Origin of the sequence: Oceanobacillus sp. FSL K6-0127 (assembly GCF_037983385.1) — a bacterium.
Classification (GTDB): domain Bacteria; phylum Bacillota; class Bacilli; order Bacillales; family Amphibacillaceae; genus Oceanobacillus; species Oceanobacillus profundus.
Map to the genome: position 1 here is coordinate 3,133,487 of NZ_CP150287.1, position 20,763 is coordinate 3,154,249.

Annotated in this window: 20 protein-coding genes and 1 other annotated feature; all 20 genes read right to left on the reverse strand. The window is 39.0% G+C overall.

The window, feature by feature from the left end:
* Window positions 1-322 precede the first annotated feature (322 nt).
* The 20 genes from pyrE to sigG all read right to left on the reverse strand — a co-directional run bounded on the left by pyrE (window position 323) and on the right by sigG (window position 20,676).
* The gene (pyrE, locus tag MHH64_RS15565) at window positions 323-937 is read right to left on the reverse strand and encodes an orotate phosphoribosyltransferase (protein ID WP_251658697.1); all 615 of its coding nucleotides are present in this window, start codon (window positions 935-937) and stop codon (window positions 323-325) included.
* On the reverse strand, window positions 921-1,634 hold the full coding sequence (gene pyrF, locus MHH64_RS15570; RefSeq protein WP_095308529.1) for an orotidine-5'-phosphate decarboxylase: 714 nt from the start codon (window positions 1,632-1,634) through the stop codon (window positions 921-923). Before pyrF ends, pyrE begins: the two co-directional genes overlap by 17 nt.
* The gene (locus MHH64_RS15575; protein ID WP_340001999.1) at window positions 1,631-2,548 is read right to left on the reverse strand and encodes a dihydroorotate dehydrogenase; all 918 of its coding nucleotides are present in this window, start codon (window positions 2,546-2,548) and stop codon (window positions 1,631-1,633) included. Before MHH64_RS15575 ends, pyrF begins: the two co-directional genes overlap by 4 nt.
* Entirely contained in the window at window positions 2,545-3,297 is a 753-nt protein-coding gene (locus MHH64_RS15580; RefSeq protein ID WP_251658691.1) for a dihydroorotate dehydrogenase electron transfer subunit, read from the reverse strand. Before MHH64_RS15580 ends, MHH64_RS15575 begins: the two co-directional genes overlap by 4 nt.
* Window positions 3,294-6,497, reverse strand: a complete 3,204-nt coding sequence (gene carB / locus MHH64_RS15585) for a carbamoyl-phosphate synthase large subunit (protein ID WP_340002000.1) — start codon at window positions 6,495-6,497, stop codon at window positions 3,294-3,296. Before carB ends, MHH64_RS15580 begins: the two co-directional genes overlap by 4 nt.
* The gene (locus tag MHH64_RS15590; RefSeq protein ID WP_095308524.1) at window positions 6,490-7,590 is read right to left on the reverse strand and encodes a carbamoyl phosphate synthase small subunit; all 1,101 of its coding nucleotides are present in this window, start codon (window positions 7,588-7,590) and stop codon (window positions 6,490-6,492) included. Before MHH64_RS15590 ends, carB begins: the two co-directional genes overlap by 8 nt.
* A complete protein-coding gene (locus MHH64_RS15595; protein ID WP_340002001.1) occupies window positions 7,583-8,866 on the reverse strand; it encodes a dihydroorotase in 1,284 nt (427 codons plus the stop codon). Before MHH64_RS15595 ends, MHH64_RS15590 begins: the two co-directional genes overlap by 8 nt.
* On the reverse strand, window positions 8,823-9,749 hold the full coding sequence (locus MHH64_RS15600; protein ID WP_095308522.1) for an aspartate carbamoyltransferase catalytic subunit: 927 nt from the start codon (window positions 9,747-9,749) through the stop codon (window positions 8,823-8,825). The genes MHH64_RS15595 and MHH64_RS15600 overlap by 44 nt, the downstream gene beginning before the upstream one ends.
* 233 nt (window positions 9,750-9,982) lie before the next feature.
* A complete protein-coding gene (pyrR, locus tag MHH64_RS15605; protein WP_118888956.1) occupies window positions 9,983-10,525 on the reverse strand; it encodes a bifunctional pyr operon transcriptional regulator/uracil phosphoribosyltransferase PyrR in 543 nt (180 codons plus the stop codon).
* A 259-nt stretch (window positions 10,526-10,784) separates the two neighbouring features.
* Window positions 10,785-11,696 (reverse strand): RluA family pseudouridine synthase, encoded by a 912-nt coding sequence (locus tag MHH64_RS15610; RefSeq protein ID WP_095308520.1) that lies wholly within the window; start codon window positions 11,694-11,696, stop codon window positions 10,785-10,787.
* Window positions 11,693-12,163: a signal peptidase II gene (gene lspA, locus MHH64_RS15615; RefSeq protein WP_095308518.1), complete on the reverse strand. Its 471-nt coding sequence runs from the start codon at window positions 12,161-12,163 to the stop codon at window positions 11,693-11,695. Before lspA ends, MHH64_RS15610 begins: the two co-directional genes overlap by 4 nt.
* 143 nt (window positions 12,164-12,306) lie before the next feature.
* Window positions 12,307-15,063, reverse strand: coding sequence for an isoleucine--tRNA ligase (gene ileS / locus MHH64_RS15620; protein ID WP_095308517.1), 2,757 nt, complete (start codon window positions 15,061-15,063; stop codon window positions 12,307-12,309).
* Window positions 15,064-15,131: 68 nt separating this feature from the next.
* Window positions 15,132-15,351 (reverse strand) — a binding site (T-box leader).
* 57 nt (window positions 15,352-15,408) lie between these two features.
* Entirely contained in the window at window positions 15,409-15,912 is a 504-nt protein-coding gene (locus MHH64_RS15625) for a DivIVA domain-containing protein (RefSeq protein ID WP_095308516.1), read from the reverse strand.
* A 109-nt stretch (window positions 15,913-16,021) separates the two neighbouring features.
* Window positions 16,022-16,798 carry a YlmH/Sll1252 family protein gene (locus tag MHH64_RS15630; RefSeq protein WP_095308515.1) on the reverse strand — a complete coding sequence of 259 codons (777 nt, stop codon included), beginning with the start codon at window positions 16,796-16,798 and terminating at the stop codon, window positions 16,022-16,024.
* A 62-nt stretch (window positions 16,799-16,860) separates the two neighbouring features.
* On the reverse strand, window positions 16,861-17,127 hold the full coding sequence (locus MHH64_RS15635; RefSeq protein ID WP_095308514.1) for a YggT family protein: 267 nt from the start codon (window positions 17,125-17,127) through the stop codon (window positions 16,861-16,863).
* A 6-nt stretch (window positions 17,128-17,133) separates the two neighbouring features.
* Window positions 17,134-17,565: a cell division protein SepF gene (locus MHH64_RS15640; protein WP_340002002.1), complete on the reverse strand. Its 432-nt coding sequence runs from the start codon at window positions 17,563-17,565 to the stop codon at window positions 17,134-17,136.
* Between the two features lie 28 nt (window positions 17,566-17,593).
* Complete coding sequence (locus tag MHH64_RS15645; RefSeq protein WP_187393136.1) at window positions 17,594-18,265, reverse strand: YggS family pyridoxal phosphate-dependent enzyme; 672 nt, start codon at window positions 18,263-18,265, stop codon at window positions 17,594-17,596.
* 27 nt (window positions 18,266-18,292) lie between these two features.
* Window positions 18,293-19,102, reverse strand: a complete 810-nt coding sequence (gene pgeF, locus MHH64_RS15650) for a peptidoglycan editing factor PgeF (protein ID WP_340002003.1) — start codon at window positions 19,100-19,102, stop codon at window positions 18,293-18,295.
* Between the two features lie 162 nt (window positions 19,103-19,264).
* A complete protein-coding gene (locus MHH64_RS15655; protein WP_095308509.1) occupies window positions 19,265-19,528 on the reverse strand; it encodes a YlmC/YmxH family sporulation protein in 264 nt (87 codons plus the stop codon).
* A 365-nt stretch (window positions 19,529-19,893) separates the two neighbouring features.
* Window positions 19,894-20,676, reverse strand: a complete 783-nt coding sequence (gene sigG / locus MHH64_RS15660; protein WP_095308508.1) for an RNA polymerase sporulation sigma factor SigG — start codon at window positions 20,674-20,676, stop codon at window positions 19,894-19,896.
* Window positions 20,677-20,763: the final 87 nt, after the last annotated feature.

Sequence of the window (20,763 nt, forward strand, 5' to 3'; positions counted from 1 at the left end):
TAGTGTATTTAAATGGATTGTGCGTCTACCCGCTCCGGAAATATACTTCGCTAGTATATGCTCACCAATTATTACTTGTGGTATTATTAAACACGATATCGATGCGCTTCCAGTCCGGGTGAGCGCAGGGCGGTGACTCCAGTGGGAATAGCATGTGTCTGAAGACTCACCGGAAGTGGGTTTCTTCCGGAGAGGCTGAAGCCGTGCCCACGGAAAGCATCCGCCCGAAGCGATCCCGGACGGCGATTATTGCACATACTTGAAGAAAACAGCCGAGAAGTTAGTTCGCAGTTTCTTTCTTATAATAAACTTAAATCAAACACTATAAGCTATTACGCCACTCTAGTAATTCAGATTTATTGGTTGTAGTCAGTTTGCCGTCTTCTACAAGCGCTTCTATTAACGCATCAAAGTTTGTTATCGTATCAAAGGTAATTGCTTCAGCTGCAAATTGATCTGTTGCTTTTTTTAATCCATATGTAAAGATTGCAAAGACAGCTAGAACGTCGGCTCCTTCTGCTTGGAGTGCTGTAGCAGATTCGATGGAGGATCCGCCAGTGGAAATTAAATCTTCAATAACAAGTACTTTTTGTCCTCTGGATATTTTTCCTTCAATTTGATTTCCCTTCCCATGTCCTTTTGGCTTTGAACGTACATAAACCATTGGAAGGTCTAATTTTTCAGCTAGCCACGCTGCATGAGGGATTCCAGCAGTTGCACAGCCTGCAATAATATCCGGTTTTTCCTCCATTGCAGCGATTTTTTCAGCGAACGCAGTTACGATTTTTTTACGTACAGCTGGGTAAGACATCGTCAAACGGTTATCGCAATAAATCGGCGACTTGATTCCCGATGTCCATGTAAAGTAATCATTTGCATTAATTTGTACTGCTTTTATTTCTAATAGCTCCCTTGTTAATTCATCCTTTAATGCCATGCTTCCACTCCTCGACTATTTGCTGATATGCTTCATACGGATTCGACGACTTTGTGACACTTCTGCCGACGACAATGTAATCTGAACCATTGTCCTTGGCGAAGCTCGGAGTTGCAATCCGTTTCTGGTCATTTTTATCTGAATCTGCCAAACGAATGCCTGGCGTTACAGTTAAAAAAGTATCTCCACATAATGCCTTGATTGACATCGCTTCATGCACAGAACAGACGACACCATCTGCACCATTATCATGGGCAACAGCTGCGAAATAAGCAGCATTATCAACCACATTACCCGAAATTCTTAGTTGTTCATTCAGTGTTTGCTGCTCCATTGAGGTTAAAATCGTAACAGCAATTAGTTTCGGGATCTTCTCATTGTTACTACTAACAAGCCCTTCTTTTGCATAACGAATCATTTCACCTCCACCAAGAGCATGTACATTAACCATATCCACCCCTAGACTAGCGATATTTCTCATAGCACGCATTACCGTCGTTGGTATATCATGTAATTTCAGATCAAGAAAAATAGGATGGTTCCGTTCTTTAAGCTTCTTAATAACAGCAGGGCCCTCATGGTAGAATAGCTCCATTCCAACTTTCACAGGTATGCCGTAAAGCTGGTTATTATCAAGAAATTGCTTTGTAGCTTGCCAATTTGGAAAATCTAATGCTAAGTAAATTTTCTCCTTCATACGGGTATAATCCCCTTTCCAATTACTTCTTCCACTGAATCAAATCCATAGCGCTCTAATGTTGCTGGCAATGCATCAATAATTTCAGGACATATATACGGATTGGAAAAATTCGCTGTACCGACAGCTACAGCACTTGCTCCTGCTAATAGAAATTCAAGCACATCTTCTGCATTTGTCACGCCGCCCATTCCAATAATCGGAATATTAACATGCTGTCTCACTTCATATATCATACGAATTGCTACTGGTTTTATAGCTGGACCAGACAAACCGCCTGTTTTATTCGCAATCAATGGTTTTCTTGACTGCAAATGCATTTGCATTCCTGTCAATGTATTAATCATTGATAAACCATCTGCACCTGCTGCTTCTACCGCTTTCGCCATCTCAACTATATTAGTAACATTTGGTGAGAGCTTCACATAAACCGGAAGATTGCTAGCATTTTTAACAATTTCAGTGACTGTCGCTGCCATTGCTGGATCCGTTCCAAACTGGATGCCGCCTTCTTTTACGTTCGGACATGAAATGTTTAACTCAATAGCATGTACAAGCTCTGTTTCGTTAAATGCACGAGCAACTGCTTCATATTCAGTTGTCGTACTGCCAGCAATATTGGCAATGATACTTGTATCGTATGCTGCAAGAAATGGAACTTCATTTTCAATGATGTTTTCCACTCCAGGATTTTGCAAACCAATTGCGTTCAACATGCCAGATGCTGTTTCTGCAACACGGGGAGTTGGGTTGCCTAAACGCTCTGTTCCAGTTGCTGCTTTCATGATAACTGCACCAAGCTTGCTTAAATCATAAAATGTACTATATTCTCTTCCGAATCCAAAGCATCCTGATGCAGGCATGATCGGGTTTTTCAACTCAAGACCGGGTAAATGTACTGCTAGATTTGTCATAAGGATACCTCCTGCGCATGAAATACTGGTCCATCACTGCAGATTTTCTGATAGCTTTTCCCGTCATTTGTGGGAATAACACATGCCATACATGCTCCAACTCCACAGCCCATCCGCTCTTCCAAGGAAATTAATCCAGGTTTTGTAGGAAGTTTTTTCGTAATTGCTTTAAGCATTGGAACTGGTCCACAGGAAAAGTAAGAATCAAAGTCCCCAGCTCTTTCAATGATGTCCGTAACAAAACCTGTTTCACCATATGAACCGTCATTTGTCACAATAAAGGTCTCTCCAAGTGCTCTAAACTTTTCCTCATAAAATACATTTGCTTTTGTCTGGAATCCAAGAATTGAAATGACCTGACATTGCTTTTCTGCAAGTTTTTTCCCAAGGTAGTACAATGGAGGAACGCCAATCCCACCACCTATTAAAAGATATGTTCCTTGTTTATCCTCAATCTGAAACCCATTTCCACTCGGACCAAGTACATTAAAGGACATACCAGCTTGATAGGTTGCAAGCTTTTCGGTACCTTTACCTAAAATTTTAAATAAGATGGTAACTGTTTCTTTTTCTCGATCGATATCCGCAATGGAAATAGGACGTCGCAAGGTATGTCCCTCAATTGAAGCATGCAAAAACTGACCCGGAATAGCAGTTTTACTAATAAACGTATTTTCAAGTACCATTTCAATTGTATCCAGTGCAATATTCGTTACAGATTTAATTATCATTTTTTCCTTTTGTATCATTGTCTTATAGCCTCTTTTTCTCCTATTGGTTTTGCGCTAAATGTTGTTGAATCAATCACATTTAAAATGGCATTTGCAGTATCCAAATTTGTTAAACAGGCGATACCATGTTCAACCGTCTGCCTACGAATTAAGAAACCATCTGACCTTGGCTTTTTACCCGAATTAAGAGTATTTACTACAAATTGAACATCCCCATTCTCCATAATCGAAAGTACATTTGGTTCGATTGATCCAATTTTTGCTACTTCAATAATTGGGAAATCTCCTGCTTCTCTTACATATGCAGCCGTGCCTTCTGTTGCATAAAGCACGAATCCAAGTTGATGAAAACGTTCAGCGACTTTCAGCATTTCTGCTTTATCCTTATCCGCCACTGTTAATAGGACCCCACCATCTTGTGGGACAGTATAGCCTGCAGCAATTAATCCTTTATACAATGCCTTTTCCAGTGTCTTATCATAACCGATTGCTTCCCCGGTTGATTTCATTTCAGGTCCTAAGAACGTATCAACACTTCGGAGTTTCTCAAAGGAAAATACTGGGATTTTTACAGATACATTGCTATCTTCTGGTAGAATGCCAGTCTCAAAGCCTAAAGCTTTCAATTTTTCTCCTAAAATACATTTTGTTGCAATAGCTGCCATGGTTACACCTGTAATTTTGCTTAGGAACGGAATTGTTCTACTTGCTCGTGGGTTGACTTCAAGAATATATACGTCTTCTCCACGAATAATGAACTGAATATTAATCAATCCTTTTACATGAAGTGCTTTAGCAATCTGTTCAGCAGCTGCCATACATTTTTGTTTTACCGAATCACTGAGCCGTTGTGGTGGATAGACTGCCATGGAATCACCAGAATGTACACCAGCACGTTCAATATGTTCCATTATCCCAGGTATAATCGTTGTTTCGCCATCACTTATAGCATCAACTTCAGCTTCAATACCAGTAAGGTATTTATCGATTAAAATTGGGTGCTCTGCGTTTAAATGATTTGTCTTTCTTAGATAGGCTTGTAACTCTTCGTCATCATAAACAATTTCCATCCTGCTTCCACCAATCACATAGGAAGGTCTTACAAGTACTGGATAGCCAATTTCGTCTGCAACCTCCAAAACTTGTTCCAGCTTCTGGACAGCTTTGCCCATTGGCCTTAGTAAATTCAATTCATCTAGTAATGTTTCGAATTTATCACGATCCTCTGCACGATCAATTGCTTCCAAGCTAGTACCTAAAATAGCAACGCCCCTTCGCTCTAATCCCGCAGCTAGATTAATTGCTGTTTGACCACCGAATTGTACGATAACTCCTTCTGGCTGCTCCAAGTCCACTACATGCATAACATCTTCAAGTGTCAATGGTTCAAAATAAAGCTTGTCAGAGATACTAAAATCGGTAGAAACCGTTTCTGGATTATTATTCATAATAATAGCTTCGTAGCCCATTTCTTTAATCGCAAGCACCGCATGAACAGTCGCATAATCGAATTCGATTCCTTGACCAATTCGAATTGGTCCAGAGCCAAGGACTAGAATTTTTTTACGATTTGATGCAATCGATTCATTTTCATCCTCGTATGTACTGTAAAAATAAGGCGTTGCTGATTCAAATTCAGCTGCACAAGTATCCACCATTTTATAAACTGGCTTCAAATTCTCATTCATTCGATATGTATAAATTTCATCTATTGATATGTTCCACATTCTTGCTATTTGTGCATCAGAGACTCCAACACGTTTTGCCTTTTTCAAAATTTCTTTTGAAAAGTGCTGTTCCTGCAATTCTTGCTCAAGCTTTACTAACTTCTCGAATTTCACAAGAAAGAAACGATCGATCTTTGTTAACTGAAAAATTCGTTCCACTGTCATTCCCCTGCGAAATGCTTCAGCGATAACAAAAATCCGTTCATCATCTGCCTTTTCCATACGCTCTATGAGTTCTGTTTTGGAGAGATTCGTTAGTGATTTCAACCAGAGTTCTTCAGTTCCTAGCTCTAAAGAACGGATACCCTTTAATAAAGATTCTTCAAAATTACGTCCAATTGCCATCACTTCTCCAGTTGCTTTCATTTGTGTTCCTAATTTGCGGTCACCAGCTGTAAATTTATCAAATGGGAATCTAGGAAACTTCGTTACAACGTAATCCAGTGCTGGTTCAAATAATGCATACGTCGTACCAGTTATCGGATTGATAATTTCATCAAGTGTATACCCAACAGCAATTTTGGCAGCTACTTTTGCAATTGGATAACCCGTTGCTTTAGAAGCCAATGCAGATGATCTGCTTACCCTAGGATTTACCTCAATTATATAGTAATTAAAGCTATCCGGATCAAGCGCGAGCTGCACATTGCAACCACCTTCAATGGACAGTGCACGGATAATTCTTAACGATGCATTTCGGAGCATTTGGTACTCACGGTCACTTAATGTTTGTGATGGTGCAACAACAATTGAATCCCCAGTATGAATACCGACAGGGTCTACATTCTCCATGTTACAAACGACGATTGCCTGGTCATTCTTATCTCGCATTACTTCATATTCAATTTCTTTAAAACCAGCGATATTTCGTTCGATAAGACATTGATCAGCAGGCGATAGCGCTAACCCATTCTTCGTTATTTCTTTTAGTTCCAGCTCGTTATAGCACATCCCGCCACCAGTACCACCAAGTGTATACGCTGGTCGAACAATTAATGGATAACCAATTTCTGCGGCAAAAACAAGCGCTTGTTCCACCGTATTGACAATCTTGCTTTCTGGAACAGGCTCTTTTAATGCGTGCATTAAATCTCTAAATTTCTCACGGTCTTCTGCCTTTTGAATGGCCTCTAATGTTGTTCCTAACAACTCCACATTGTACTGGGAAAGAACACCACTTTGGTCTAATGCCATCGCTAGATTCAGTCCAGTCTGTCCGCCAAGTGTTGGCAGTAATGCGTCAGGCTGTTCTTTGCGAATGATTTTTGTCAAAAATTCAACTGTTAATGGCTCCATATAAACCTTGTCAGCTACCGTATGGTCTGTCATAATCGTTGCCGGGTTTGAGTTTGCAAGAATAACACTATATCCTTCTTCCTTCAATGCTTGACAAGCCTGTGTACCAGAATAATCGAATTCCGCTGCCTGGCCAATTACAATTGGTCCAGAACCGATAACCAATATTTTTTGGATTGCTGTATTTTTAGGCATATACTTCTTCCCCCCGTTTCACTTGAGCCTCTTCAACCATCTGTAAAAATACATCAAATAAATCATTTGTATCCTCAGGTCCTGGTGATGCTTCTGGGTGATATTGTACAGAAAAAGCAGGGTAATTCCTGTGTCGAATACCTTCTACGGAATTGTCATTCAACGCTAATTGCGTTAGCTCAAGTGCTGTATGTTTCAACGATTCAGCTTTAACTGCATAACTATGATTCTGTGAAGTAAGGTACGTTCTTTCATTCTTTAAATCTTTCACGGGATGATTCGATCCACGGTGGCCAAATGTCATCTTCTCTGTGTCTGCACCACATGCCAGTGCTAGTAACTGATGACCGAGACAAATACCGAATATCGGAACCTTGCCTAAAATAACCTTAATCATTTCAATTGCTTCTGGAACATGCTTTGGATTTCCTGGACCATTTGTCAGCATTAATCCATCTGGCTTTAGCCGCAAAATTTCTTTTGCACTGTAATTATAAGGGACTACTGTTATATGGCAGTCACGCTTCGTTAATTCTCGTAAGATTCCATGTTTTGCACCGAAATCAACCATGATAATCCGCTTTCCACGTCCAGGAACAACATACGGCTTAACTGTTGATGTCTTTTTCACCTGATCAGTGGAGAGAAGTAGATTTTTCGCTTGATCAATAAGCACTTCTGATGAAACATCTACATTTGAAATAATAGCTTTCATTGTTCCATGCTTTCGAATTATTTTGGTCAGCTTTCTTGTATCCACCCCGGCGATTCCCGGAATGCCATGCGCTTTAAGAAATTGGTCTAAGTTCTCCTCCTGCCTAAAGTTAGACGGTGCATCACACACCTCTCTCACAATTAATCCGTTAATAAAAGGAGTGACTGTTTCAAAATCATCCCTGTTAATTCCGTAGTTTCCGACAATTGGATAGGTCATTGTTACAATTTGACCACAATAAGATGGATCCGTTATTACTTCTTGGTAGCCAGTCATTCCAGTGTTGAATACAACTTCTCCGTTTGATTCACAATCACTTCCAAACGCTTCACCAATAAATATCGTTCCGTCTTCAAGAACCAATTGTCTTTTACGCATGAACTGCCTCCTTATACACTACTTTTCCTTCTACCATGGTTACGACTGGGGTACCTTTAACACGCCAGCCGTCGAATGGCGTATTCTTTCCCTTCGAATAGAACGTGTCTTTATCGATAACATTTTCTTTTTCAAGGTCAACTACTGTAATATCTGCAACCTTTCCAACCTCAAGCGATCCATACGGAAGGTTAAAAACGTCTGCTGGCTTTGCCGTCATCCATTTAACTAGCTGCAGAAGTGAAATCTTCCCTGTCTCTACTAAATGTGTATATAGAAGCGGGAATGCCGTTTCAAGTCCTACGATTCCAAATGGAGCTTTGATAAACCCTTTTGCTTTTTCTTCGGCTGCATGTGGTGCATGATCTGTTGCGATAAAGTCAATCGTCCCATCAAGCAATCCATCGATTAGTGCTTGCTGATCTTCTTTCGCACGCAGTGGGGGATTCATTTTGAAATTCGTATCTGCTTCGCGAATGTCTTCTTCATTTAATAGTAGGTGATGTGGTGTGACTTCCGCAGTAACATGGATACCTGCTCGCTTTGCGTCACGGATTACACGTACAGATTCCTTTGTACTTACATGACAAACGTGATAATGACAATTCGCAGCTTCTGCAAGCAGTACGTCTCTTGCAATTTGTACCGATTCACTTAAAGAAGGTATTCCTGGTAGGTTTAACCGTTCACTAACCTCTCCATCATGAGTGACACCACCATACACAATTGAATTATCCTCACAGTGAGCGACAATTGCTGCGCCACATGCTGCAGCTTCCTTCATGGCGGAAAGCATTTGGTCAGCCGTTTGAATGCCTACTCCATCATCGGTAAAAGCAAATGCGCCTAGTTCCTGTAATTCCTTAATATTTGTTCGTTCTTCCCCTTTTAGTCCCTTTGTTATCGCTGCATAAGGGAGAACGCGAACTTTCGCATCCGTGTTAATTTTTCCCCATAGTGCTTCCAATGCTTCTTTACTGTCTGGCACCGGATTTGTATTTGGCATAGCACATACTGTCGTATAACCTCCACGTGCTGCAGCTTCTGTCCCTGTCAAAATTGTTTCCTTATGCTCTCCACCTGGTTCACGTAAATGAATATGGACATCAATAAATCCTGGCAAAACAAGCTTTCCTTGTAAATCAATTATCTCGTCTGCTTCTTCAGAAATAATAGGTGCAATTTCTTTTATTTGTTTTCCTTCGATTAAAATTTCACATAATTCGAATTCATTAGTAGCTGCTAACTTTTTGGCGTTTTTCAATAAAGTTTTCATTCATAATCCCCCATTCATTTAATACGTGTGACATAATTGCCATTCTTACATAGACACCATTTTCCATTTGTTTAAAAATTCGTGAGCGCCTGCATTCTACTAAATCGGTATCAATTTCTACTCCACGATTAATCGGCGCTGGATGAAGAATAATTGCCTCCTCCTTCATCTTCTTTTCTCTTTCTTTTGTTAATCCATAAAGATCCAAGTAATTGTTTGTTTCATTTTTTTGCACATGTCGCTCATGTTGAATTCGGAGAAGCATCACAACATCGCATATCTCTACTGCTTCATCAATTGAAATATAAGGAAATTCAAGCTCTGGGTCCTCAAATCCGGGAGCAGCACATAAGTATACTTCTACACCCAATCTAGCAAGTGCTTTTGCATTGGAGTGAGCAACTCGACTATGTTTGATGTCCCCGACGATTACAATCTTCAATCCTTCGATCCGTCCATATTCCTGATAAATCGTCAAGAGGTCGAGCATGCATTGTGTTGGATGCTCTGCCTTACCAGCCCCTGCATTAATCATTGGTATGGAAATCTTTCCTTCTAGCGCCTCATACCAATTATCATCTGGATGGCGCACAACTAAAAGGTTCGCTCCGATTGCTTCAAATGTCTTTGCTGTATCATAAAGCGACTCTCCTTTTCGTACGCTTGATGTGTCCTCATGAAAATCAAGTGCTTCAAATCCCATTTTTCGTTGCGCTACGATAAAACTCATTTTTGTTCTCGTGCTAGGTTCAAAAAAGAGATTGGCTGTAAACAATTGCCGAGTCAAATCCTTCATCTTCTGGTTTCGGTAGCTCTCTGCTCTTTGTATCATGGAATAAATATCCTTTTCTGTTAGCTGATCAACCGATATAAAATGTCTCATCATATCCTCTCCTTTTAAGTGAGCGTTTTAGGATTTCGGGTCGAACTTGAATGCTTTATGGATGTGATTACGGGTCTCCAGTTACCTACAGTGGTTCCCATTTGAATAGTTACAAGAGCAATAAAAAAACCTCTTTGCAAAAAGGCTGCAAAGAGGTAGACGTGTAGTGTATACACGCATTTCTTAACACAACCTTTCAAATCTCTCTGGATTTGCTTAAAAGTTGTAACTATTTATTTTTCATAGATCGAAACATGTTCTGCTTCATCCGTTTCATCAAGTTGAACGACTATAATCTCTTTATCAGAGGTTGGAATATTCTTACCAACATAATCTGCGCGAATGGGCAACTCTCGGTGACCCCGATCGACAAGTACACCAAGCTGGATTCTTGACGGTCTGCCAATATCCATTACGGCATCCATTGCAGCGCGAACTGTGCGTCCTGTATAGAGGACATCATCAATCAAAATAACATTTTTTCCTGTTAACTCTACATCAATCGTTGCAGATTTAATTTCTGGTTCATTATCTGTTGTCGCTTTTTCCAAATCATCACGATAAAGTGTAATATCAAGTTCACCAAGTGGAACGTCGATCGCTTCTATTTGCTTAATCTTATCGTGAACTCGTTTAGCAAGTGGAACTCCTCTTGTTTTTATACCTACAAGCACTATATCTTCGCCGCCTTTATTCTTCTCCAATATTTCATGGGACATTCTGGTCAATGCCCTATTGATGGCAGCTGTATCTAATATCTCTGTTTTTTTATTCAATCACTTGCACCCCGTTTCTTAGAAAACTTGGCATTCGCAAAGCATTTAGGCGAATGTCTTAGTTGCACTTATACAGGTAGGAAAGTTTTATACTTTCTTATCTGCATAAAAAATAAAAACCCTCTTCTCCTGTAGGAAAAAAGGGTTTTGAACATACGATACCTAACGAACAAACCGTTCCTTTTTAGCCTCACAGGACTATTATTTAAAGGTCACCTTTATTAATCTTCATTCATTATTACAAACTAATTATCATCTGTCAATACATATTCTTTATTTTTCCCAGGACTTCTTGAAAGACTTTTGGAGCTTCCACTTCAAACTCCATCCATTCATTTGTTCGTGGATGCGTAAAGCCTAATGTCTTCGCATGAAGAGCTTGACCATCTGCATCTAGTGTTTTACGTTGGCCATATTTCGGATCACCAACAAGCGGAAAACCGATATACCTCATGTGTACTCTGATTTGATGCGTACGTCCTGTTTCAAGCTGACATTCTACATGGGTATAGTCAGGAAAATGCTTGATAACTTTAAAATGCGTCACTGCAGGTTTACCACTATCAACAATTCCCATTTTTTGTCGGTCTTTTGGATCTCTGCCTATTGGTGCATCAATGATACCGGATTCGTGACCGATCTCTCCATGGACAATCGCTTCATATTTACGTTTTACTTCCTTCGTTGCTAGCTGTTCTGATAACTTCATGTGTGTGTGGTCATTTTTCGCTACGACAAGCAGGCCACTCGTATCCTTATCAATACGATGAACAATTCCCGGTCTTTCTACACTGTTGATTCCGGATAAATCCTTACAATGGTGCAAGAGTGCATTTACTAATGTACCAGTCTGATGTCCTGCAGAAGGGTGAACAACCATTCCTTTTGGTTTATTAATTACTATTAAATCAGAATCCTCATAAATAATCTCTAATGGAATATCCTCGCCTTGAATATTCAGCTCTTCAACTTCTGGAATAGACCATGTTAACACTTCGCCTGTTTGACATTTATAATTTGCCTTTACTTCCGCTTCATTTACGAATACATGCCCTTTACTAATCCATCCCTGAATCTGCGAGCGAGATCGCTCTGGGTTAATGGCAGCAAGCAGCTTATCGACTCTTGTTTTATTTTGTTCCTCTGTTACTTCATGTTGAAATTGTGTCATTTTTTGGCCTTTCCTTTCTTTCGTTCATCCATAATCGTTGCAATAATGACGATAATAACACCGATAGTTAAAGCAGAATCGGCAACATTAAAAATAGGGAAATTATAATTAAAAATATAGAAATCAGCAAAATCAACTACTTCCTGATGGAATAAACGATCAATAAAGTTACCGATTGCGCCACCAAGAACGAAGCTAAGGCCAATTGCTAGTAATGTATCGTTTTTGGCAAACTTTTGCATGTAATAGATAATGCCGATTACAACGACCGCTGTTACAATATAGAAAAACAGCATTTGACCTTGTAAGATTCCCCAGGCTGCTCCTGAATTTCGATGTGATGTAATATAAAAGAAGTTTTCGATTACCGTTATCCGCTCACCAAGTTCCATCGTGCTTACAATTATCCATTTTGTTAGTTGATCGATTCCGATAATAAAGAGCGCGATGACATAATACCAGATCATCTTTTATCCCCCGCTTCATCCGTATTCACAAGAAGTTAAAAACCTCTATCAAGTCTTTTTTTATAGTATACTTTATTCTTCACTTTTTCAATAATAATAGCCCCCTTATTTCAAGAGGGCTATTATGAATTACACGCTTTTCATTATTCGGTATAATGCTCTTTTACTACTGCTGCACACCGCGAGCATAGTTCCGGATGGTCATGGTCCTCGCCAACTGTTTCTGAAGCAACCCAACAACGTTCACATTTTTCCCCAGGGTGCTTTTCAACAGCTACATCAACAAACTTGTATTCTTTTGCAGATGCATTGCTTTCGCTTAAAACAGCTTCAGATACGATTAAGAATTGATGTAAATGTTCCATATTTGTTAAGACTTCTTTTGTTTCCTCATCTTTTGGAACAATTGTAATTTTTGCTTCTAATGATTTACCGATAACTTTATCATTTCGTGCTTCTTCTAATGCTTTCAGTACATCATCACGAACATTCATAAAATGATTCCACTTCGGAGCTAATGCGTCCATTCCAGCAATTTCTCTTGGTTCTGGAATATCTGTCAATTGTACACTCTCTGCTTCTGCCCCTGGGATATATTCCCACACTTCATCTGTTGTATGTGGAATGATTGGTGTGAGTAGCTTAACCAATGTTGTCAATACTTCATAATAGCCAGTTTGAATACTACGACGACGTTTATTGTCAGCTGCCTCGATATAGAGAACGTCTTTTGCAAAGTCTAGATAGAACGAGCTTAGATCAACTGCACAGAAATTATGAATTTGGTGGAAAATTGGTGCATACTCATACTTCTCATAGCTTTCACGCACATCAGATAGCAATTTCTGTAAGCGATGCAGCATGTAACGATCCACTTCTTCCAATTCATGTTCAGCTACTGCATCTGTTGCTGGATTAAAATCAGCAAGGTTCGCAAGCAGGAAGCGGAATGTATTACGGATTTTACGATATGCTTCTGAAGTTTGTTTCAAAATATCGTTCGAAATACGTACATCGGATTGATAATCAACAGAAGCAACCCATAAACGTAAAATATCAGAGCCAAGCTGTTTTTGCACTTTGGATGGCACGATGACATTTCCAAGTGATTTACTCATTTTTCTTCCGTTACCATCAAGTACAAACCCATGACTGATAATCGTTTTATAAGGTGCTTTCCCTGTAACTGCTACTGCTGTTGATAATGAGGAGTTAAACCAACCACGATATTGGTCACTTCCTTCAAGATAAATATCTGCTGGTCTACGATGATCATCACGGTTCATTAATACTCCTTCATGAGAGGAGCCGGAATCAAACCAAACATCCATAATATCTGTTTCCTTCGTGAATTGACCATTCGGGCTATACTCTGATGTAAATCCTTCTGGCAGCAAGTCCTTCGCTTCACGCTCAAACCATACGTTTGATCCGTGTTCTTTAAACAATTCAGAAACATGATTAACCGTTTCGTCTGTAATAATCGGTGTACCGTCTTCACCATAAAACACAGGAATTGGAACACCCCATGCTCGTTGTCTTGAGATACACCAGTCTTCACGGTCACGCACCATATTGTAAAGTCTCGTTTCACCCCAGTTTGGATACCAGTTTACTTCCTTAATTTCAGAAAGAATATCTTGACGGAAGTCTTTAATAGATGCAAACCATTGAGCTGTTGCACGGAAAATTGTCGGCTTTTTCGTACGCCAATCATGTGGATAGGAATGTGTAATAAAGCTCATTTTTAATAGTGAACCTGTTTCTTCCAGTTTTTCGGTAACCACTTTATTGGCAGCATCGTAGAATAAACCCTCAAAACCAGGAGCTTCTTCCGTAAATACTCCTTTATCATCAACTGGACAAAATGCTTCAATGCCATATTTTTTTGACACATAGAAGTCATCCTCCCCATGTCCTGGAGCGGTATGAACACAACCAGTTCCAGCATCAGTCGTTACATGTTCACCAAGCATTACGAGCGAGTCACGATTATAGAAAGGATGTTTTGCTACAACACGATCTGCTTCTTGACCTTTAAATGATTTTACGACCTTTACATTTTCCCAGCCTAGTTCTTCAGCAACATCTTCCAGTAAAGCGTGTGCAAGTACATACTTTTCACCGTTTGCTTCTACTACGTTGTACTCTAGATCGGGATGCAAACTAATTCCCAGGTTAGCTGGAATGGTCCATGGTGTTGTCGTCCAAATGATGAATTTCTCTCCACCATCGAATAAGTCTTTTCCATCACGAACTTCAAACGCCACATAAATAGAAGCTGAACGCTTATCCTGATACTCAATTTCTGCCTCTGCTAATGCCGATTCAGAAGAAGGAGACCAATAAACCGGTTTTAAGCCTTTGTAGATATAGCCTTTTTTTGCCATTTCCCCAAATACTTTAATTTGTGCAGCTTCATAGTCTTTCGTCAGTGTAATATATGGATTATCCCAGTCACCACGTACACCAAGCTGTTTAAATTGTGTGCGTTGACTATCCACTTGTCCGAGTGCATATTCTGCACATAGCTGTCTAAATTCAGCTACACTCATTTCTTTTCGTTTGACTTTCTTGTTCTTCGTTAAAGCTGTTTCAATTGGCAGTCCATGTGTATCCCATCCTGGAATATATGGGGCATGGTAACCCGTCATGGATTTATAGCGGGTAATAAAGTCTTTCAAAATTTTATTCAATGCATGCCCGATATGAAGATCTCCATTTGCATACGGTGGTCCGTCATGTAAAACAAATAACGGTCTTTCTTTTGTACGTTCAAGACTCTTTTCGTATAGATTTGCTTCTTCCCATTGTTCTTGACGTTTTGGCTCTTTATTTGGTAAATTTCCTCGCATAGGAAATTCTGTTTTCGGCATTAATAATGTTTCTTTATAATCCATTTATGCTTCCTCCTTAAGTTATTTAATGGCGCTTGCGCTTTTGAATACAAAAAAGCCTTCTTCATCCCAAAAGGGACGAGAAGACTCGCGGTACCACCCTTATAAATTCAAAATTGATATTTTAAATTCACTCGACATCCGTAACGGGGATAAGCCGTCCATCACTACTAAATTTCACAATGGATACTCAAGAGTGATTTTCTAAAAGAGTGCTGTACCAGGCTCACACCATCTCCTAGCTCGCTTTTCAGCAACGTCCTTTTATACTTTCTCTTTCAACGTATTGTTATTATAATTGACATATCTTGTATGAATTATATGTAATATTTTTAAGAACGTCAAGAACTATGATTCATTTTCAATCAACTCGAGTTCTTCGCCTAACTCTGTTTTAAATAATTCTTCCCAATCGTCCGTACCAAGCATATCTAATTGAGCCTGTACAAGCATGCGTAATCTTGTGCGGAAAACTTTAGCCTGCTTCTTCAATTCTTCGACATCCATTGAAATACGACGCGATTTACTTAACGCTTCATTAATGATACGGTCAGCATTTTTTTCTGCCTCTTTTATAATAAGCCTGGATTCCTTTGTTGCATTTCCTTTTACTTCTTCTGCTGTTTCTTGTGCAACAAGAATGGACTTATTTAGGGTTTCTTCAATATTTGTAAAATGACCGAGTCTTTCATTCAGCTGGTTCACTTTCTCATCCAGCTCTTTCTTTTCTCGAATGACCATTTCATAATCCTTAATCACTTGATCCAAGAACTCATTTACTTCATCTTCATCATAACCACGGATTTTTCTCGTAAATTCTTTATTATGAATATCTAATGGTGTTAATGGCACAGTGGCCACCTCCTCAAGGTATAAATATATTAACGTAAAATCGAATGTTCTCAAAGTTGTATTTAAATCAATTCGACAAAAAAACAGGAAATCCTGCAAGAACTATAAATTATTTTAAAGATGCAATACTAATTTTCCATTTATCCTTTTTCGTCATCCCATTTATAGCAGTTAATTTGCTTCGGCCTTTTCCACGCAATGAAATCATATCGCCCTCTTGCAGTTGAAATTTAGTATCGTCAACAACCTTATGATTCACTTTCACCTGCAATTTTTCAATAAATGCTGAAGCATCTTTTCTTGAAATATGATAAATTTCCTTGATAACAGCATCAAGTCTTAAAGAAGAAACTGTTTTGTCTGCTTCTACCCATCTTTCTTGTTTTTCTTTCAAAAGAGTAAGCGGCTGCTCGCCAAATGTAACCGTCGCTTTTTTTATTGCATTCAGATTTGCTGTAACATATGGACTTACTTCATCTGCCAGTACAATTTGAATGAGGCCGTCTGCCGCATAAATATCTCCTAGCTTCGTACGCTTTATCCCCATTGATAAAAATGCGCCCATTACATCCCGATGTTCAATGGTTATAAATTTATCTGGATAGGTTGTCTGCAATAAGGTCAGCTGAAAAGATTCTTCTGCTATTTCCTCATAAAAAGGAGCAATTACCATTCGTTTTCGTTCCGTATTTAATCCTCCGCCATGCTTATCAAGTTTTAATTCAGGATTATTCAAACCGACAAGCATTTCGACTAACTGTTGTTCGCGTGGATCGAGAAAGTCTGTCAGCTTTGGCTGGAATGTCTGCTCAACGCGTTCCTTCCACGACAATACTTGATCAATAAAAGGCTGTTCTTCTTTTCTAAAATGCTGGTAAATATCCATCCTGTTACTTCCTTTAACATTTTGTTCGTCAAAATCTTTTTAGCATAATAACGCTATACGTTCTAAAATAAAAACATTTGGAAAAACTGAAGCAGTCCTGCTCGAGCTAAATGAAGAACAAGGATCCCAACAATTGGCGAAATATCGATCATACCAATTGGTGGGATAAATTTACGAAATTGCTCTAGGTAAGGCTCACAAATTTTGGTCAACATTTGACCAAAGGATGATTCCCTTGCTCCTGGGAACCATGACATGAAAATATACACAATGAGTGCATATCCATAGAATACAAATGCATAATGTAATATTGTATATAATTCAACCATCCACTACTACCATCCTTTTTCAAATTCATCTTGTTGGGCAAATGCTTCGGATATTGTTCCTGAAACTTCAACATTGTCCGGGGTGCATAAAAATGTTTCAGAGCCTAGCTTCTGAATATCACCATTAACAGCGTATACCGTGCCACTTAGAAAATCAACAATACGTTTTGCTTGTTGATGATCAACGCGTTGTAAATTAATGACAACGGCACGTCTGTTTACAATGTTATCTGCAATTTCCTGCGCTTCGTTATAGGTTCTTGGCTCACATAATACCACTTTTGATGTAGATTGCTGCATACTAGTTAAGCTTACAACCTTTTGTGTTTGTTGCTTCATACTTTCTTTACTCTCTGGGGTAATCTCTTCCTGTTGATATTCGTACTCATACTCGTCATCCATGGTGAAATAATTTTTAATCTTATTCTTAATACTCATTCTCTCACCTCTTTACTTAAGTTTGCGATCATTCACCAACTAATTGGGAGCCAATGCGGATATGGGTTGCACCCTCTTCAATCGCAACTTCATAATCATTGCTCATCCCCATCGAAAGAAATTCACATGGTGCATGATGCAATTTCTTTGCTTTGATACGGTCTCTTAATAATGCTAAATCCCGAAATACTTTCCGAATCTCCTCTTTGTCTTCAATATGGGGTGCCATTGTCATTAATCCAACTACATGAACTTTTTCGTATTTCTCGATTTCCTCAATAAAAGGAATTACCTCTTCTACGCTCAAGCCATGTTTGGAAGCTTCTCCACTGACATTTACTTGTATAAAGCAATCGACAGGTGCTGATGCTCGTTTATTAATTTCTTTTGCAAGTGAAGCCCTGTCTAAAGCATGGAGCATATCAATTTTGTCAATAATGTCTTTTACTTTTCGTGACTGCAAGGTTCCAATAAAATGCCATGTTACTTTATCAGCAATGTGATGATACTTTTCTAAAAAACCTTCATTTCGATTTTCGCCAAGATTTTTAACTCCTGCTTCAACTGCTTCCTCGGTTCGTTCTATTGTAGCATATTTCGTAACCCCAATAACGTTTATTTCGGAAGGTTTGCGCCCACTATTTTTACATGCTTGTCCTATTTTCTCTTGAATGACTGCCAAATTTGCTGCGACTTCCATAATACGTATAACTCCTCCATCATGTAATCACCCTTGAAATCCAATAAACCCTAACATTCTTCCAGTCTTACCATGGTCTCTCCGATGAGAGAAAAATAATTCATCATCACGATAAGTGCAATAATTTGTTACCTCTATATTATGACGTAATACCCCAGATTGTAAAAGGATATCTATATTTAATTGCTTTAAATCTAATAAAAATCGATTTTTGCCGAGTGAACGTACCGCATTTTCCCTCTCCCCTGCTCGAATCGATTGAATCACCCGCTCATCTACTTCATAATTCTGCTGTGAAATACAAGGACCAATCGCTACGAATAGGTTTTCCGGTTTCACACCAACTTTTGCAAAAGCTTCCACCATCTTCTCAGCAATTCGGTTAACAGATCCCTTCCAGCCAGCGTGGGCAATTCCAATATATTCCTTTATCGGATCGAAGAAAAATAAGGGTACACAATCTGCAAAGAAAGCTGTACATAATACTCCTTTTTGGTTGGTTAAGAGCCCATCCGTGCCTTTAATGGAGCTTGTATAAGAAGTTGAACCTTTCCCCTTATCTTGATCCGTAACATGTGCAATCTCCGTTCGATGTATTTGTTCCCCTGACACCCAGTTTTGCAGTGAAAAGTTCAGCTTATCTGCTAATCGTTCACGGTTACTTATAACATGCTTCTGTTCATCAGCAACATGGAACCCAAAATTCAATGTATGATAGGGGTACTCGCATACACCACCGTTTCTAGTAGTAAAGCCCACGACAAGTCCAGGGTGTTCTGTTTGCCACTTTTCTATGTTGAGATATGCGTTATCTTTCTCTTTAAAGACTTCATTCATTATAATCCTCCTGATTAGAAAACTTGGCATTCACCAATCCTCTTGGCTAATGCTACAGTGCACTTCTGCAGTAAAGAAATTTTTATATTTTCTTTACTGCAAAAATAGACTTGTCTTATTTTATCATATTTTGGCTTTCAACTAAGCTTTTTCATGCAATCTCTATTTTACCGTACCATATAAACTTGGTCCCTGGACATCATTGACAAGAATCACATCGGAACCAATTCGAACAATATGATCCCAGGAAATCAATAATTCGTCCGCCTTTCTTAACATTCCACTCTTTTTGTCCTTCGTTTCCACGACAATTGCAATAATTTTCCCTGTATTACCGTCAATTTCTAAATCTGTAATATGGCCAAACCTTCTACCATCATCAATTATTATAATTTCTTTCAACTGTAATTCTGATAATTTAATCATTGTCCTCACCTGCCTTATTAGTTGTCAAAATAGTCCGTTGAAAATGACACTTCGAGAGCAGTAGACCATCGATTAAGTACCGACACGTACTGTGTCCAATATCGAAGTCAAAACAACAAGCGAGAAGATCGTTGGCTTGCTTTTACACTCATTGCAGAAGAAAATCGCTTTTACTGTCCGCAAGAACGTCCGCTCAATGCATCGACGCCTTATACTGCTCGGTCCTTTTCGTCCTCCTCTTTTTGAACACGTACTTATTAAACTATATGCGAACACATCAATTTATTTCATCTTTACACAGAAAAAATCAGGAAAGACAGGTGAAAAACCTGTCCTTCCTGATTTTGCATGATTTATTTAAATCTTTATTCAAACATTTGCTTATTCATTTGACTGATTGCAGCTTTCTCTAAACGAGATACTTGTGCTTGTGAGATGCCAATTTCATCAGCAACTTCCATTTGCGTTTTCCCTTGAAAGAATCGTTTATTCAATATCATTTTTTCACGTTCATTTAATTGGTGCATCCCTTCTTTTAATGAAATTTTATCAACCCAGGTTGAATCCTTGTCTTTATCATCACTAATCTGATCGACAACAAATATTGGATCACCACCATCATTGTAGATTGGTTCGAATAATGATACAGGATCTTGAATCGCATCAAGAGCAAACACAATATCGGAATGTGGAATTCCCATTTCAGCGGCAATTTCTGCAGGAGTAGGCTCTTTTGATGTCTTACTAATTAATTTTTCTCTCACCTGCAGTGCTTTGTATGCAATATCACGTAAGGACCTAGATACTCGGATTGGATTATTATCCCTGAGGTATCGTCTTATTTCTCCAATAATCATCGGAACAGCATACGTGGAGAATCTTACGTTATGTGATAAATCAAAATTATCGATTGATTTCATTAGTCCAATACAGCCAACTTGAAATAAATCATCTACATATTCTCCCCGATTATTGAATCGCTGTATCACACTTAATACAAGCCTTAAATTCCCATTAACAAGTTCTTCTCGAGCAGAAATATCTCCTTCCTGCTGCATTCTTACAAATAGCTTTTTCATTTCTTCATTTTTAAGTACAGGTAGTTTGGATGTATCAACACCACATATCTCAACTTTATGTCTAGTCATTTAAGTCAACCCTCCCAGTCGGTGATGCTGTTCAAGGACAGTATCTCCCCGGCAGAGGGTTTTTATGCACGTACAGATTTTAGAAAG

Bases quoted from the DNA above. Each gene is read 5' to 3' on its own strand.
- sigG (WP_095308508.1), bottom strand. From the start codon at position 20,676: ATGACTAGACATAAAGTTGAGATATGTGGTGTTGATACATCCAAACTA.
- MHH64_RS15635 (WP_095308514.1), bottom strand. From the start codon at position 17,127: ATGGTTGAATTATATACAATATTACATTATGCATTTGTATTCTATGGA.
- MHH64_RS15600 (WP_095308522.1), bottom strand. From the start codon at position 9,749: ATGAGACATTTTATATCGGTTGATCAGCTAACAGAAAAGGATATTTAT.
- lspA (WP_095308518.1), bottom strand. From the start codon at position 12,163: ATGATCTGGTATTATGTCATCGCGCTCTTTATTATCGGAATCGATCAA.
- MHH64_RS15580 (WP_251658691.1), bottom strand. From the start codon at position 3,297: ATGATACAAAAGGAAAAAATGATAATTAAATCTGTAACGAATATTGCA.
- MHH64_RS15655 (WP_095308509.1), bottom strand. From the start codon at position 19,528: ATGATTAAATTATCAGAATTACAGTTGAAAGAAATTATAATAATTGAT.
- MHH64_RS15645 (WP_187393136.1), bottom strand. From the start codon at position 18,265: ATGGAAGTCGCAGCAAATTTGGCAGTCATTCAAGAGAAAATAGGACAA.
- pyrF (WP_095308529.1), bottom strand. From the start codon at position 1,634: ATGAAGGAGAAAATTTACTTAGCATTAGATTTTCCAAATTGGCAAGCT.
- MHH64_RS15590 (WP_095308524.1), bottom strand. From the start codon at position 7,590: ATGCGTAAAAGACAATTGGTTCTTGAAGACGGAACGATATTTATTGGT.
- MHH64_RS15610 (WP_095308520.1), bottom strand. From the start codon at position 11,696: ATGACACAATTTCAACATGAAGTAACAGAGGAACAAAATAAAACAAGA.
- pyrE (WP_251658697.1), bottom strand. From the start codon at position 937: ATGGCATTAAAGGATGAATTAACAAGGGAGCTATTAGAAATAAAAGCA.
- MHH64_RS15630 (WP_095308515.1), bottom strand. From the start codon at position 16,798: ATGGATATTTACCAGCATTTTAGAAAAGAAGAACAGCCTTTTATTGAT.
- pgeF (WP_340002003.1), bottom strand. From the start codon at position 19,102: ATGAATGAAGTCTTTAAAGAGAAAGATAACGCATATCTCAACATAGAA.
- MHH64_RS15595 (WP_340002001.1), bottom strand. From the start codon at position 8,866: ATGAAAACTTTATTGAAAAACGCCAAAAAGTTAGCAGCTACTAATGAA.
- MHH64_RS15640 (WP_340002002.1), bottom strand. From the start codon at position 17,565: ATGAGTATTAAGAATAAGATTAAAAATTATTTCACCATGGATGACGAG.
- MHH64_RS15575 (WP_340001999.1), bottom strand. From the start codon at position 2,548: ATGACAAATCTAGCAGTACATTTACCCGGTCTTGAGTTGAAAAACCCG.
- carB (WP_340002000.1), bottom strand. From the start codon at position 6,497: ATGCCTAAAAATACAGCAATCCAAAAAATATTGGTTATCGGTTCTGGA.
- ileS (WP_095308517.1), bottom strand. From the start codon at position 15,063: ATGGATTATAAAGAAACATTATTAATGCCGAAAACAGAATTTCCTATG.